The organism is Hymenobacter sp. FMD4, assembly GCF_058932745.1.
In genome coordinates this window covers 13224-26021 of sequence record NZ_JBZYWH010000011.1, presented here as the reverse complement: position 1 = coordinate 26021, position 12798 = coordinate 13224, and the positions used below count along the sequence as shown (strand labels likewise).

At 54.7% G+C, this 12798-nt stretch carries 15 protein-coding genes and 1 tRNA gene; 5 read left to right on the top strand and 11 right to left on the bottom strand.

Features of this window, described 5'->3' with window-relative positions:
• Positions 1-18 precede the first annotated feature (18 nt).
• Positions 19-106: transfer RNA gene (locus tag AC5FXY_RS11930), tRNA-Ser, on the top strand.
• Between the two features lie 289 nt (positions 107-395).
• On the opposite strand, the gene AC5FXY_RS11925 is transcribed toward AC5FXY_RS11930, so the two are convergent.
• A complete protein-coding gene (locus AC5FXY_RS11925) occupies positions 396-806 on the bottom strand; it encodes a hypothetical protein (protein ID WP_493556903.1) in 411 nt (136 codons plus the stop codon).
• A gap of 51 nt (positions 807-857) precedes the next feature.
• Between AC5FXY_RS11925 and AC5FXY_RS11920 the strand changes: the two genes are divergently transcribed.
• Positions 858-1082: a hypothetical protein gene (locus AC5FXY_RS11920; RefSeq protein ID WP_493556902.1), complete on the top strand. Its 225-nt coding sequence runs from the start codon at positions 858-860 to the stop codon at positions 1080-1082.
• Positions 1083-1295: 213 nt separating this feature from the next.
• Positions 1296-2012 (top strand): phage tail-like protein, encoded by a 717-nt coding sequence (locus AC5FXY_RS11915; RefSeq protein WP_493556901.1) that lies wholly within the window; start codon positions 1296-1298, stop codon positions 2010-2012.
• Between the two features lie 6 nt (positions 2013-2018).
• Here AC5FXY_RS11915 and AC5FXY_RS11910 read toward each other — a convergent pair whose 3' ends face one another.
• Both AC5FXY_RS11910 and AC5FXY_RS11905 read right to left on the bottom strand, forming a co-directional pair.
• Positions 2019-2273, bottom strand: coding sequence for a hypothetical protein (locus AC5FXY_RS11910; protein WP_493556900.1), 255 nt, complete (start codon positions 2271-2273; stop codon positions 2019-2021).
• A 2-nt stretch (positions 2274-2275) separates the two neighbouring features.
• Complete coding sequence (locus AC5FXY_RS11905; RefSeq protein WP_493556899.1) at positions 2276-2470, bottom strand: hypothetical protein; 195 nt, start codon at positions 2468-2470, stop codon at positions 2276-2278.
• A 136-nt stretch (positions 2471-2606) separates the two neighbouring features.
• Between AC5FXY_RS11905 and AC5FXY_RS11900 the strand changes: the two genes are divergently transcribed.
• The gene (locus AC5FXY_RS11900) at positions 2607-3344 is read left to right on the top strand and encodes a hypothetical protein (RefSeq protein ID WP_493556898.1); all 738 of its coding nucleotides are present in this window, start codon (positions 2607-2609) and stop codon (positions 3342-3344) included.
• A gap of 255 nt (positions 3345-3599) precedes the next feature.
• Entirely contained in the window at positions 3600-4160 is a 561-nt protein-coding gene (locus tag AC5FXY_RS11895; RefSeq protein WP_493556897.1) for a hypothetical protein, read from the top strand.
• Positions 4161-4221: 61 nt separating this feature from the next.
• Here the strand turns inward: AC5FXY_RS11895 and AC5FXY_RS11890 are convergent, their stop codons facing one another.
• From AC5FXY_RS11890 to AC5FXY_RS11855, 8 genes are all read right to left on the bottom strand, one after another.
• A complete protein-coding gene (locus AC5FXY_RS11890; protein ID WP_493556896.1) occupies positions 4222-4746 on the bottom strand; it encodes a hypothetical protein in 525 nt (174 codons plus the stop codon).
• Positions 4747-4757: 11 nt separating this feature from the next.
• Positions 4758-7109, bottom strand: a complete 2352-nt coding sequence (locus tag AC5FXY_RS11885; RefSeq protein ID WP_493556895.1) for a phage tail family protein — start codon at positions 7107-7109, stop codon at positions 4758-4760.
• Positions 7110-7111: 2 nt separating this feature from the next.
• Complete coding sequence (locus tag AC5FXY_RS11880; protein WP_493556894.1) at positions 7112-7807, bottom strand: hypothetical protein; 696 nt, start codon at positions 7805-7807, stop codon at positions 7112-7114.
• A gap of 397 nt (positions 7808-8204) precedes the next feature.
• Positions 8205-10571: a BT4734/BF3469 family protein gene (locus tag AC5FXY_RS11875; protein ID WP_493556893.1), complete on the bottom strand. Its 2367-nt coding sequence runs from the start codon at positions 10569-10571 to the stop codon at positions 8205-8207.
• 184 nt (positions 10572-10755) lie between these two features.
• Entirely contained in the window at positions 10756-11205 is a 450-nt protein-coding gene (locus AC5FXY_RS11870; RefSeq protein ID WP_493556892.1) for a hypothetical protein, read from the bottom strand.
• Positions 11198-11494 carry a helix-turn-helix domain-containing protein gene (locus AC5FXY_RS11865; protein ID WP_493557016.1) on the bottom strand — a complete coding sequence of 99 codons (297 nt, stop codon included), beginning with the start codon at positions 11492-11494 and terminating at the stop codon, positions 11198-11200. Before AC5FXY_RS11865 ends, AC5FXY_RS11870 begins: the two co-directional genes overlap by 8 nt.
• Positions 11495-11607: 113 nt before the next feature.
• Positions 11608-12222 (bottom strand): hypothetical protein, encoded by a 615-nt coding sequence (locus AC5FXY_RS11860; protein ID WP_493556891.1) that lies wholly within the window; start codon positions 12220-12222, stop codon positions 11608-11610.
• 231 nt (positions 12223-12453) lie between these two features.
• Positions 12454-12795, bottom strand: a complete 342-nt coding sequence (locus tag AC5FXY_RS11855) for a hypothetical protein (RefSeq protein WP_493556890.1) — start codon at positions 12793-12795, stop codon at positions 12454-12456.
• Between the last annotated feature and the right edge of the window lie 3 nt (positions 12796-12798).

Genomic DNA, 12798 nt, shown 5'->3' with positions numbered 1-12798 from the left:
GCGCAGCTTTCCGCATCCAGAGAGGTGTCCGAGTGGTCGAAGGAGCACGCCTGGAAAGTGTGTATGGCCCAAAAGGTCATCGTGGGTTCGAATCCCATCCTCTCTGCTGAAAACCCCGTTTCTAAACTAGAAACGGGGTTTTGTCTTTATGGGGGTACAGCTAGGGGTACAGGTGGCACAAAACAGCCCAGTTTCGTATATTTATAAGCCGCCGGGGGTCAGTTGCCAGCTTGCCACCGGAAGGCTAAAAAGCCCCGCCGCCTAGTAGATAGGAGCGGGGCTTTTCTTGTGCTGCTACATGGTCAGAAAAAAAGATGTTTTTGACCGTGCATTAGCTACACTTGCTGCATGGTTTGTTAATGCTGTTGCAAATAGCTGCTGAAAATACAGCAGGCTTACCGCTTAAAAACTAAATGTTTTGCGAACCGCGCTGGTCCATCTAGGTACTCCGTATCAACAACTAATCTATCTTCGGTCAGCTCCTGAATCTTCATGGTCTCTGTGCCCGAGCCAGGGGGCATATCGTAAGTGATTGTTTTCCCATCACGTTTATACGTGATTTCCCCACTAGATCGGTAGGAAGCGTCATAAAACTGAAGGTGCTCTTTCTTTATATCTAGAGCAGCTATAACTCCTAATGGCGCAATGTCGCCTTGCACCCTACGCCCGTCGCTCCAACGGCTGTCAAAGGTTCCAGAAACAAAAGCCCATCTGTGATACAGTTCTTTTGGCCGAACTCCGTCTTTGTGGCAAGCTACAGTGCAAAAGAGTAAGGCAAGAAGTAAAAACTTGTAGGTGTTTCTCATAGAGAAATCGATTGACTCTCAAATATACTTGCCAGCAGCACTGGTTTTCGCATGCCTGCTTCCCGCCCGCACATTCTACTAAGCCACCACTTCTACCGCGCTACCTCCAGCTCGCTGTATCTGATTGCTCCGCATCCGCAAGAGCCGGCATGGATGGCTAAGCGAGAGATAATAGCCAGGGGCAGGGAGGTACTGTTTTGTGACGCGCCGCACCGGGCCAAGTTGTACCGACTAGTGAACTGGGTAGGGCAGCACAGCAACAGCGCGGGCTTCTAAACCGGTGCGGGCTTTACAAACTACCAGCGCGTTGATGAGCCCATGCGTGGCGTGGGCTCGGTGCAGGAGTCCTGGGCTACGGCCGTGGCAGCGCTGGGCAATCCGGCTGAAGTGCTGGTGGTGCGGGTGTAGATCATTTAATAATTAAATATTTTGATATTAAACTGTTATATAGCGCCTACTGATCAGCTTACGATATCTACTACCTAGTAAATGAAAAAAGTCTACGCGCTCGTTGTCGCCATTCTTATTCCAGCGCTTTCCATGGCTCAGTCGGTCGGTATCGGAACCGCCACGCCCGCGCCCAGCGCTGCTCTGGAAGTGCAGAGCATTCATAAGGGGGTACTGTTGCCGCGGTTGACGGATGGGCAGATGCAGTCCGTGACCAACCCTGTGCCTGGCTTGCTGGTTTTCAATACCACGGCCCAGAAGTTTTATGGCTACCAATTGACCACCACCGGATCCCTTACGCAAGACGTCGGCGGGTACAGTGCCAGCGCTTCCCCCATGGGTGGCTATGGCCTAGGGCAAAGCTTTCTCCCGCTGGGAAACCTGAGCTTATCATCTATTACGGTGTACGTTGCTAATAGCGGTTTTAGTCGCGTCGGCGAGACCCTGATCCTGCGGGTGTTCCGCTTTGCGCACCCCCACATTACGGTACTGGGTACCGCCTCTGAATACGCCACGTTGACAAGTGACTTCACGGCCGTAACCTTCTCGCTGCCAGATATTCCGTTACTGGCCGGGCAACAGTATTCTTTCGATATCTTCACCACGGTCGGCAACGTGACAGTAGAGGCGGGTCAATTCAATCCCTACGCGTCGGGTAATGGTATTGTGATTCCTCCCCACTTATATTCCTACCCCACATCCTACGACCTGCGCTTCAACATAGCCTACCGCACGGGATCATGGGTGCCGCTGAACTAAACCTGCTTATAATGGCGGCAGCTGCACGTAACAACTGTAGTGCCCGTCGAGGTACTCGGTGCTGGTAAAGGCGTTGGTGCGGTAGAGCGTGGATTGGTGCTGGTTGTAGTACGCTTCCGCAAAAAAGCCGCCGGGCATGTGGTAGAGCCCGATGGCGTCCTCTTCGTCGTAGCGCGTCATCAAGAACGTGCCCTCGTCCCAGATAGCTTGGCACTGGTCCGACAAGGCCAAGGCGCGAAAGGCGTAGTGGCTGGTGGGCATGGCTACTGCGGTTGGTAAGCCTTAGAGGAACCGCGCCCGGCGCGTTTCAGGGCTTCAACCTCCGCCGGTGTACGCGGCGGATCCATGTTAACCCAGCCCAGCTTCCGGCCAAAGAACAGCGCGGCGACGGCTACCACAAGCAGCCAGAAATACACCTTTAGTTTGTTGTCGGACCAGCCGCCGGGGTTGTAGCTCATGTTGGGTCGCTAACGCTTCTGAATGAACGCAGTAAGTGGTGCCACTGAAAAAGAAGCGAATGGCAAGGGTAATAAATTAGATGCCGAATATATTCTTTAATCTTAGGCAGTAATCAACCTCTACAAACCAGTTGCTATGAAACTGTATTACTCTACGCTCTTGGTGGGCAGTGTGTGTGGCGTGTTACTTGGGGGCGTGACTGAGCAAGCAATGGCCTATGGGTCCGGAAGCGGTCCGGACGGCAAGGGCAAGAAGCGCGGCGATGACATGATCAAGGTAAGCGAGGCCTTCCCGCAGGTCTACAAGGCCACGCAGGACGCGCTGAAGGCCGCCGATGAGCTGGCGGCTAGCACGGGTAGCAAAGGCGACACCCTTGATATCAAAAGCATTGACTTGTCCTTGGCCACGACGGTAACGACCTCGGGAGAACTAGGAATCAAACTGTGGGTAGCCAATGCCAAACACGCCCGCGCGTGGGAGCGCGGGCAGGAAGTCACGTATTCGTTTACCAAAGCGGACCCAGCTAAACAAGCCTTGGTAGCGGACTCCGCTGCGTTTCCTAAAAAGGATGTCGAAATGTACCAGAAATACTTGGTGGCAGCGATTCTCCAAGCACGAGGCATCAAAGACATTGACCAGATAGGCCTTTCCGATGTGACGGTCAAAGTTGCTTTCTCTTTGACCAGGACATCGGAGGGAGGGTTCGAAATTGAACTGGCGCCGGTGACGCCGTCTGGAAAGGTGAGCCGGGAAAACAAAGGAGAACACTCGATTGAGCTAAAGTTGGTCAACAAATCTAGGGCGCACCGGTTGGCTTGGGCGGAAACCCAACGGACACGGTTGGCCCAAGCCAGCCGAACCGGCAAGCCTTGATAATGAGAGTAGATGCCGAACGTTTTTTGCAAAGGCAATGCAACACTGCGAAGGCACTTTAGAACAATGAATTCGAAGAATTGCCGCTGAACCAATTGCATCACAACAGACCCGCCCAAGTTGCGGCTTAGCTCAACAATCCGACGGAAATATTGCTGGTTAGGGTGTAGGCAACTTTGGCGTTTACCAGTGTCCTGCTTCAAGACAACCATACCTTCGTAATTCACGATCAACTGCCATTGACCAAGTATACTCATGAAATCATCCGCTCAGGAGGCATTTTATTCGCCCTCGGAAGACAAATTACGCGGCTTGGGATTTGCTGGAAAGCCCAATTTTTGGAATCGTGGCATACCTTACTGCAGCGATCAGGAAGTGCAATACGTGCGTTTGCATGAGGAAGAATGCAAGGTCGAACTGGTATTGGACCACGATAACAACAACTTATTTCGAAGCGGCCTCTTTCGCTTGCGATCCGAGGTTGAATTAGATAACCTTCTTTGGCAGTTGGGGTGGGCCGAACAGGAACAAACGCTTGATAGGTATCAACCAACGACTGAAAAGATGGCATCACTTGGCTTTGAGCCTGGCTATCAAAGTGAGGGCATGCGCAAGTGGGAGCGATACGATGAGGAAAGCGGGAGGGAGCAAGAAGTTGTGTGGCGAACACAGGGGGACATTCGATTATCTAATGGGTCACACGGATTTAAAACGCTAAACGACATAACCGTTAGAGTTCGTGATGAAGCAAGTTTCGATCTACTCCTGTGGCAACTCCATTGGACAGACATTGAACCCGTAAACAAAGCAGATTAGCTCACTCCACCCAGCGCTTGAACACGAAAAAGGACCACTCCGAAAGGAATGGTCCTTTTCATTATGTACGAAGCGTGCTTTGATGCGCCTGCAGCTTCATCTGTATGGCTTCTAACTGCTCCAACTCTTCGTCAGTCAGAATGCTTAGATCATACTGCGGTTGAGCACTGACCGTAGCGTTTACATCAACAGCCGACCGATCTTTGTACTTATCGGGCCGGTGTGCCTTTAGCAGCGTTACGGCTAGCGTATCGCTATAAACTGGCTCGTAGTAGGGCTTACCGGTTTCGGGGTGAAGTATCGGCTTGCCGTCTTTAGTAAACTGATAGCTGATGTTTGCGCCTTTGGCCCGGGCCCAGCAAGCTTCTTCCAAGCTGTCTACTCCTTTCTCTAGCGCCTCTTCCCATTCAACGGCAAACTCTGGATCAGCTTTGCGGCAGTGGTTAGCCCATTGGCGGCTGATGCCGGCGGCGCGGGCGGCGGCGCTTACGTTCGGGGTGTTGGACAGCGCTTCCAGAAAAGGCTTGCGCCAGGTTGCCAGCGGCCGGTCTTCGGCGGGCTGGGGGAGAGTAGTTTCGTGATTCATGTTGTGAGTAATTAAAGCGTAGCGACCCGCGTGGCTTCGTTCATTTCTTGCTGCAGCGCCTGCCGTTTCAATTCTGCGTCGTAGCCGTATTCCAGCACGGGCGGCCCGTAGGCGGCAACGGTGCCGGTGTGTTGGGCAACCTGCCTCAGAATGGCGTTGGTTTGGCTCAACTGTTGTTCAATGGCTGATAGCCGGGCCTCACTGGCCGCGGCTGCGCTGGAGCCCACCAGGCTACTGGGTAGCTGCCCACCTTCAGCGTACATGCCAGCCATGCGGCGCGGCGGGGGCAACACCCGCACGGAAGCGGCGCGGTTCATCTGCTCCAGCACGGGCAGGTACAAGGCCGTGGCGCGGCGGTTAACGACAAACTCACCACCTTCCACTTCCACATTAGCGAAACGGCCCGTGCCCGGTATGCCGCCCTGGCTGTGCAGCGGTCCGCTAAGCAAGCCGCCCTTCTCCATCTTCAGCGTTTTGCCCAGTTGCCGGGCGCTGAGCACGGCGCCGGCAATGGCGGCTACTGAAGCCGCGATAAGGGCAAACGAGGCGGGCGGCGGAAACTCCGCGCTGTTCTTAACGGCCGTAATGGCTGCCTCCGTTGCTTTGGCAGCGGACGCTACGTTAGACGCCACGGCCGAAGCTGCGGAAAGTTGGGCGCTCTGCCTTTCGAGCTTGTGCCGCTCCTTTTCCTGTGCCGCAAGCTCCTTCGAGGCGGCGGCCTTCTCAGCCCGTAGCCGCTGCTCTTCGGCGCGCTCCTGACGCAGCTTGCCGATCAGGAAGTCTTTACGGGCGCCGCGGGCTGTCTCGAGCTGCTTCTCGGTTTCTTCAGCGGCCTTGCTGCGGTCCTGTAGTTGCCGGTCTATTTCGTCTAGCTTGGCCTTCGTGGTGTCGATTTGCGCGTTTACCGCCTCCATGTTAGCCGAGAGCAGCGACGTAGCCAGCGTGCTTAGGCTCTGGCTGATGCTGGCCATAGCTTGGCTCAGCACTTCTTTAACCTTGTCAACCTGATCAGCCCGCAAACCGAATAGGCTTACTAGCAGCAGGTCTTCGAAGGGCACCGACTGAGCTTTGGCAGCCGCGGCGGCGTCTGTGGTAACCTTCTCCAGTTGCTTCGGCAGCTCCTTTGCCAGCGGGGCAACGTTGAGCGACTTGCCGGCCTGCTCGGCGAAAGCGTCGGCTAATTGCTTGCGGGCCTTCCGGATGGTTTCGGCCGTCTCCAACAGCTCCAGTTCGTTTTCCTGCCGGGCCTTCTGCCGCTGGTCGAACGCTTCTGCCCGGGCTTGTTTGGCCTTGTCAGCAGCCTCTTTATCCTTATGCTCCCGTTCCTTGCGGGCGCGCTCGGCTTCGTCGGCCAGCTTCTTGTTGTGGGCTATTTCCAGCACCCGGATTTCCGACTGCTTATCAGCGTAAGCCTTCTTTTCCTCTTCGGTGTTCTGCTTCATCAACTGCAGTTCATCGGCGAGGGTCTTGCGCTTCAGGTTGTAGCTGTCTTTGCCAGCGGCCTCTTGCTCGGCAATCAGGCGCTTGTTGCTGTCGATGGTCAGCTGCAGCAGCTTATCAGCCCGCTCTTTGGCCGCTTCGGCAATTGACTCATTAAAGCCTTGGTTATAGGCCGCGCCGATGTTGCGCCCAATGGCCGCAGCCTTAGCAGCAGCGCTATTGAAGTCCCCGCTAAGCAGCGCGCCCACGGCGTCGCCTACGCCTTTGAAGCCGGCCAAAATGCCATCAAGTACGCCAGACGCTACGGCGCCTACCTTTTCAAAAATGGGCGTAATGCCTTTGACATTCGCCGTAAGCGTGTCAAAGTTGGCAATCAGCAGGCCGATGCCAATCACGAGCAGCCCGATGCCCGTAGAAGCAAGCGCTACCCGGGTAACCTTGCCGCTGGTGCTAGCCGCTTGCCCCATGCCCAGCCAACCTTTGGCGGCGGTTAGGGTGCTTTTCACAATGCCCAGCGTTTCGGAGTTCAGCGCCTTGCTGATGGACTCCACGCCCGACATGGTTACGAGCAAGCTTTGCAGCTTGGCTTCGTATTGCTCGGCTGATTCCTTGCTGAGCCCGCCGAAGTTCTGTGCCGCTACCGACATGATGGAGTAGCCGCCTACAATGCCGTTGGCGAAGTCGGAGAAGGCGCCGGCGTATTGCTTTACGTCGCCAATGGCTTCAACGCTGTCTTCTAACTCCTTCAGATAGGAGCGGGCACGGCCCAGCTTCTGGATAGCGGCGTCTGCTTCCGCGGAGCCCAGCACTACGAAGTCAAGCCCTGCTTCCAGGCGCTTGACTTCGTCGCGAAGTTGGGCAACCGATGCGGCCGCCTTTTCTCCGTTGACTTCAATGGTATAGGTGCGCGTCAGATTCGCCATGGCTACAGCTGACGCTTAAGGCGCTTGACTAGCTTCAGCGCAAAGCGACGCTGGGTGCGGCGCAAGCCTTTCGGCTGTGGCCCTTCCGTCATTGCCCGCTCTAGCACGGTCAGCACCTGCTCAGCCCCGTTGCGCACCGTCCGGTACGTATGAGCTGCCACAGCGTAGGGCGCTGCCTCGGCTACGAAGCCGCCCAACGCGGGCCACGCTACCGACATGGGCAGGCTTTGCAGGGCTTGTGCGGTGGCGGCTATGGTCTCATCAGTCAGCTTGGCACCCGCGGGCTTGTACAGCAGCGAGAGCATTCGGGCCACGCCCGCGGCGGACAGTTCCGGCGCGTCCCCCTTTTGGGGGAGCGCGTTTACCATGGCTTCGTATTGGCTGGCGCTGACGCGCCCTAAGCCGCCTGCGTACTCATACACAGTGCCCTCGTGCTCAAAATGGCGCGGGGCGTCCCCCTCGGGGAGCTTGCTGCGCAGGATGGGAGCGTGAAGCAGCAGCTTTTCAAGCAGCTCAGCATCTTCAGCGAAAGCAGCAGCCGGCAGGCCCGTAATGGCCGCGCCGCCGGCTTGGCGCTCTTTATCGGTCTTCGCCAGCGCTAGCAGGCTGTAGGCTTTCAGCGTTACGTCAGCCCAGCTAGAAGGCAGCGTGCCCGTGTGGTGGCTGCCGTCGTTGGCGGTAATGGTTAGGGTTTTCATTAGTGGAGTAAGTGGTTGATTGAAATGCGTGCGTTGGCGGAATTGAGGTAGCTGCCTTCTACACGCGCGTTGACGTGGCAACTGGTGACAAGTGGAAGGTTTGGTAGCGCCCCCTTATAGGGCTGTCAGGGGGCGCGGGCTTTATGTTTGGGCATAGCTTTGGCTGACTCAGATGTTAGCTGAGTCTGTAAGTGTCTGTCAATGTGTGGGTTTATTGTGCTGACTCACTTTCAAGGCAGCTTAAAAACTCTGGCTATATAATTTGTACTTTTACAATCTTGTGCGTATTAGAATAGGATAATAAATAAATAAAGTACAATACCCGAACAATTCTTAGGCGGCGAGTTTTGTAACAGGGTATTTCGTGAGTCAAATCATGTAAAGTTCTGTATAATAACTATTTGCCTGACTCGCGGCGATCTGAGTCGCTTGTAGGGAACGGCGGGAAGTAGTACCACTGATTGCGCCGGTCTACACCACCTAGCAGTCCTTTAGAGTTCCAACGCTGCTTTTTGAACCCAAACAGCTCCATCCACTTCAGGAAGATTCGCATGGTGAAGCGGTGCTGGTTTTCGCCAGCCACGTTGCAGTACTGCGCATAGAGGTCCGATGCCCACAGCTTGCCCTCGTCGGCTGGCTCCAGCGGCTGACTTGCTACTGCCCTTGCCCATGCCACGAACTCAGCGGACGTTTCGGTTTCAAGCAAACGCCCCTTTACAGCGGCTAACTCAAGTTTGATCAGTCCGCCTTGCTTTATATAGGCCTGTAGCCAGCCAATAACCAGGTTATCAAAACGGTTGAACTCGTCGCCGTCCCAGCCCTGCCCAAAGAAGTGGGTGCCGAACTCGTCAATTGGGGTATAGGTTGCCGAGTAGTGCGGGGCCAGCGGTATTTCGACCTTGCGCGCTTCGTAGCTGGAGCCTTGGCCCGCTACCATATCGTTGGTCGTAATGCAGAACTTCGGACTGCGAGAAAAGGGTATTTCTACCGGTAGTGCGTACTTACGGTTTATCACCAGATCATTGGTGATTTCCGTAAACATCTTGCTCAGCGAGAGCCGCCGCCCGGGCCACTCATCGAAATAAGTTACCCGCGTATCCTCCTGAATAAGCGACCAACGAAAGTCGTTTTCGAAGCTGAACGTAGCCCCATCAATCTTCGTGGTTTTCACCACTTGGCTAACCGCTTTCATCAGCAGGCTTTTGCCGGTACGCCCTTCCGCTTTGCCTTCGTGGCTGACCTCATCAACCAGGATAATGGCCTTGGCTTCCGTTTCGTTTTTGTAGCCGTGTAGCAAGTAGCCCATGGCTACTTGTAGCTGAAGAAGGCGCGCAGGGTCATGCGCTGTAATGTTCTGCATGAACCGATGGAAGTCGCACTGCTGAGCCGCCGCGGGCTCTAGCAACACCAGCGGGCGTTGGCAAACCTGCGAGGCCCATATAAGGCCTGGCAGCTCTTCATAGGGTCGCAGCTGCACACTATCAGGCGTTACTTCTACCCAGCCATTGCGATAGAATAGTCGGGCCGTAGTGGGCGTATCCCGTAAGAATTGCTCTGCCTTCAGACCGGGCAACAGTTGCAGAAACTGGCTATCAAAAATCTTCTTCTCCTGAGCGTGAATAAGCGCTGCAATATGCTGGCGGGTAATGCCATCAAAAGAAAACGGCAGTTCGTCAACGTAGCCCTTCACGAAGTCGATAACTTGACCACGATCATAGAGCGAAACGCGCTGCAACTCGATTCTGGCAGTGGTGTAGTCTTTGCCGCCGCGATACTTGCGAAAGCCATTGTCTGCCAAGAAACGCGTGTAGTCGGGAAGGTTTAGCGCCGTGCGCAGGTCTTTGTCCTTGCCAGGGTCAGTAACGGTCCAAAAGGTGAGCAGTGTAACTGGGTTGGCTAGGTCATGCGCCACCGCTTCCACGGCCGGCAAAAGCACGTCATAGGCTACGCCGCTCATCATGGCTACTTGGCCGGCTACGCTGGCCACGTTAGTAGCGGTCTGGTCATTCGTTAGCTTACCCCTAACGTGATGTTGCAGCGCTTCCGGTAAGATGGGTTTTTGCTGCCCAGCTGATAGCCCGTCTTCAATGGTCTTGTACGCGGCCTTTTGATCGTCTACTTGACGAGAATCAATAGCAGCGCGTAATGCTTCGCGGGCTTCGTGCACGGTTAAAAAGCCGCTTGCCACGTAGCCGCCACATAGGTAGGCGTACTTAACCAGGGTAGTATGCTTCGAACCGTCCGGCGCGCCGTTGATACGGTCCACAGCCATATCTAGAGCTGCTTGCCCGTGGCCTTGCCCTTGCCGGTTTTGATTCCAGGTAGCCCGGGCAACCGGTGCAGCTGGAGCAGGAACTCGTTGCGCTTCCTCTAAGACTTCTTCAAATACCTCAGCGGCTTCGTTTAAGTAAAGCTGTGGGTCGTCGCTTACAAAACGGTAGCGGCAAACGTCCTTGCACGAACTGTCAAGTTTAATGCTGAAATTTTCGGCATAGTAGCGAATCAGAGCCCGATAGCTGGCCTCGTGGTCGTAGTCCGGAATGCGTACTATAACACAGTATCCCAAACCGCTTGCACTGACAAAACCAGCATACGTGTAAGGATCCGCGTCAATGGCAGCTCGGTCGGTAGCTACCCGAAAACTCGGGTTGTCTTTGGCATCGATATCTAGCGCAACAAACCCACTGTGTTTAAGCAAGCCTTTCTTCTCACGGTGTGAGAACGTGCCGCTGGCTGTAAAGCCGGCTAAGCGGTTCTTGAACATGGCGCGCAACTCCTTCGTATGCGCTGCTCTCACAGCTTCAACATTAGACCGCCAGCGCCCGCTACGGATGCCGTCAAGCACTTCAAGCAAAGGCATGGCTTCGCCTGAATGGGGTTGGTTGTGTTTAGGATAAAACGATACCATGTGGAGAGAGAGACGAGCCGGTTAAAGGGCTCATGCAAGTTCAGTTCGAGGCGAGCATAGCGGCCTGTTGGCGGCGCTGGCGCTGCTGGGCAGGGAGCGGGAAGTACACGCGGTAGATAGTGCCGTGTGGAAACTCCAATATCTTATCGGTAAGCGTTTGCAACTGGGCAGGCTGGCAGCCCGGCAGTGTGCCGGTGATTGGGCCTACGCTGTGCTCTATGATAAGTGAGCCGTTACCGCGCCTCCCTTTTTTGCCTTCTACTATATCGTTGCCCACGATATGCCCAGCGTAAAGCGGGCCCGAAGCGCGGGGAATGGTAACCCCATCAGCAGTCGAGTAGCTTGGAAGCGTGCGGCAAACGGCTATAAAGACAAACTGACCAATAGGCAGTACGCCCCAATCAGCCTGTTCTACTTCTGCGACGCGATGAATAGCGCCGTTGTGCATTACGCGCGTGGTGCGGTTGGCGAGTCGAAAGGGATTAGCCACGGCGACGCCCTCCTTTCTGACTGCGCTGCTGGTTCTGTAGACTGCTCAGTACTTGGGCGCGTCGTATGTAGGACCGTCCGCCCATTTTGGAGAATGGAAGCAGGCCTTTGCGCTTCCAGTCGTGAATGGTGTGCGCGCTAACATCAAGCAGTTCGGCTGCTTGTTTAATAGTTAGCAAGTCGTCTGATTCCGCTGGCGGTGCGGGCGCGCTAACACCCGCTTGCTGCAGTTCTCGCCGAACCACAGCCCCAACCAGCTCACATAATTCTGCTGGCGTCAAGCCAGCCATAAAGAATTGAGTGCTCATGGTGCCTTAAGCCCTTCTTTAGTGAAGAACTAAGGCGAAGTAGGGGCTATGGCATGGGCGCAAATGGGCCGGCCCAAACAAGCCCAAAACAACCCCTACAATAGAGAGATTACGTGATAATAGTAGGAATTTCCTTTGGGCGGGTTAAGCCCTGGGTTGTCCTCGTTAAGTCGAGTCTTGCTGATATTTGTGCCAGGAAATGTGCTTTTGATAAGCCGCTCAGCAAGCATTGCAGGGGTACCTTCGACTATGTAGCCGTTGTTTTTTAAAGCCCAGTAGAGAGTAACCCATTCAGCAGTCTTTTGGGTAGCTGGTGCTTTCTTTGTTTCAAAGTTGAACAGCTTTAATCCATCCTGACCCAACACCTTATCAAGGCGCTGTGGAGTGAATCCGCCTGCTAGCAGCTCATAAAATGTATGAGGTGTTACCCTGGTAGATGCTAAAGCCTTTTTAGCTGAGGGTGTTGAGTTCCCCGAAGTATCACTCGTGGACTGGAGCAGATCCTCTCTCCGCTCAATTAGAAAAGCATGGTAAGTCTTGAAATACCAGTATTCATCTATTAGGAGCTTGATCTGGTAATCTTCATCTGTCATCTTTTCACCCTCCTGATCATGGTAAAAACCTAAGCCGATCTTATCCTGCAGCTCACTTATGTGTATAGCCTGCTCTCTTATGAGGATATCTATATAATCGCGCTCTGTCGCCATCATATGGCGTCGGCAAAAATCTTCTAGTGAAAATTGATAAGAGAGTTTTACTAACCATTTCCTGTGCTGCCTCGCGTGTTCTATCGGGTCCTCAAAATTACTAGGACCTGGGGGGCACTGGTACAGTCCTGTGGGATTGGTATTACTCATCAGCTTGCCAGCTAGCGATGTTAAAGGTTACAAGATAGCCCAGCAGTGCTCATCCCACCGGGCCACCATGCAGAGAAGTTTCAATTAGCCTGCTGTTGCTTCTGCAGTGTCCCGGGCCGCGTCGGCTAGTTGAGACCGTAACCGGTCTTCTTTGTCGAGCAGCATCACTTCGTTGCACCAGTGCACCTCTTGCCGTTCCAACTCCAGTACCCGCGCATCAGCCCGCTCCAGTAGCTTATCAATCAGCCTAGCGCTGGCCTTTTCGGGGCACAGGGCCGACACGGTGCCGCGGGCGGTGCGGAATGTTACTTCTACCGGCTCATCAAGCATAAAGGCACGCTGAATGTCGCGCAAGGTAGCTTGATGGGCACGGGCCTTGTCCAAGTACTCAACCGCTTCGCGCAGTTCTTTGTGGGCGTAGTTCATCGA

Coding starts and splice junctions, on each gene's coding strand:
- AC5FXY_RS11895 (WP_493556897.1), top strand. CDS start 3,600: ATGAAATCATCCGCTCAGGAGGCATTTTATTCGCCCTCGGAAGACAAA.
- AC5FXY_RS11880 (WP_493556894.1), bottom strand. CDS start 7,807: ATGAAAACCCTAACCATTACCGCCAACGACGGCAGCCACCACACGGGC.
- AC5FXY_RS11875 (WP_493556893.1), bottom strand. CDS start 10,571: ATGTTCAAGAACCGCTTAGCCGGCTTTACAGCCAGCGGCACGTTCTCA.
- AC5FXY_RS11910 (WP_493556900.1), bottom strand. CDS start 2,273: ATGCCCACCAGCCACTACGCCTTTCGCGCCTTGGCCTTGTCGGACCAG.
- AC5FXY_RS11890 (WP_493556896.1), bottom strand. CDS start 4,746: ATGAATCACGAAACTACTCTCCCCCAGCCCGCCGAAGACCGGCCGCTG.
- AC5FXY_RS11860 (WP_493556891.1), bottom strand. CDS start 12,222: ATGATGGCGACAGAGCGCGATTATATAGATATCCTCATAAGAGAGCAG.
- AC5FXY_RS11885 (WP_493556895.1), bottom strand. CDS start 7,109: ATGGCGAATCTGACGCGCACCTATACCATTGAAGTCAACGGAGAAAAG.
- AC5FXY_RS11920 (WP_493556902.1), top strand. CDS start 858: ATGCCTGCTTCCCGCCCGCACATTCTACTAAGCCACCACTTCTACCGC.
- AC5FXY_RS11905 (WP_493556899.1), bottom strand. CDS start 2,470: ATGAGCTACAACCCCGGCGGCTGGTCCGACAACAAACTAAAGGTGTAT.
- AC5FXY_RS11925 (WP_493556903.1), bottom strand. CDS start 806: ATGAGAAACACCTACAAGTTTTTACTTCTTGCCTTACTCTTTTGCACT.
- AC5FXY_RS11855 (WP_493556890.1), bottom strand. CDS start 12,795: ATGAACTACGCCCACAAAGAACTGCGCGAAGCGGTTGAGTACTTGGAC.
- AC5FXY_RS11915 (WP_493556901.1), top strand. CDS start 1,296: ATGAAAAAAGTCTACGCGCTCGTTGTCGCCATTCTTATTCCAGCGCTT.
- AC5FXY_RS11865 (WP_493557016.1), bottom strand. CDS start 11,494: ATGGCTGGCTTGACGCCAGCAGAATTATGTGAGCTGGTTGGGGCTGTG.
- AC5FXY_RS11900 (WP_493556898.1), top strand. CDS start 2,607: ATGAAACTGTATTACTCTACGCTCTTGGTGGGCAGTGTGTGTGGCGTG.